This is a genomic window from Bradyrhizobium sp. Unk1 (genome assembly GCF_059512345.1).
On the sequence record NZ_JCAMOP010000267.1, the window covers coordinates 1 to 305 of the forward strand.

1 protein-coding gene is annotated in these 305 nt (G+C 62.0%); it reads left to right on the top strand.

The window, feature by feature from the left end; all coding sequences use genetic code 11:
- Positions 1-77: 77 nt before the first annotated feature.
- On the top strand, positions 78-305 hold a 228-nt coding region (locus AC5ZFO_RS48440), incomplete at its 3' end, for a transposase (protein WP_496124325.1).

The following is a 305-nucleotide window of genomic DNA, read 5'->3' on the forward strand; positions in this document are numbered from 1 at the left end:
GTAAGCGCTGTTTCGGCCCCACCTTCCATTGAAGGCGTTGAGCGAGGAATGATCGATCTCTGATTGGAGATCGGCTTGTGTCTAAGCTTGACCATATGCTTGAGCCTAGCACCTCGGTTCGTCGGGTCGAGGTCATCACGGAGACCGGTCGGCGCCGGCAATTCTCGGCCGACGACAAGGCACGGTTCGTCGAGGAGACGCTGGCCCCGGGTGCCGTGGTATCGGAGGTCGCGCGGCGGCACGGATTGTCGCCGCAACAGCTGTTTACGTGGCGCCGGCAAATGCGACAGCCGGTTGCGATCCCT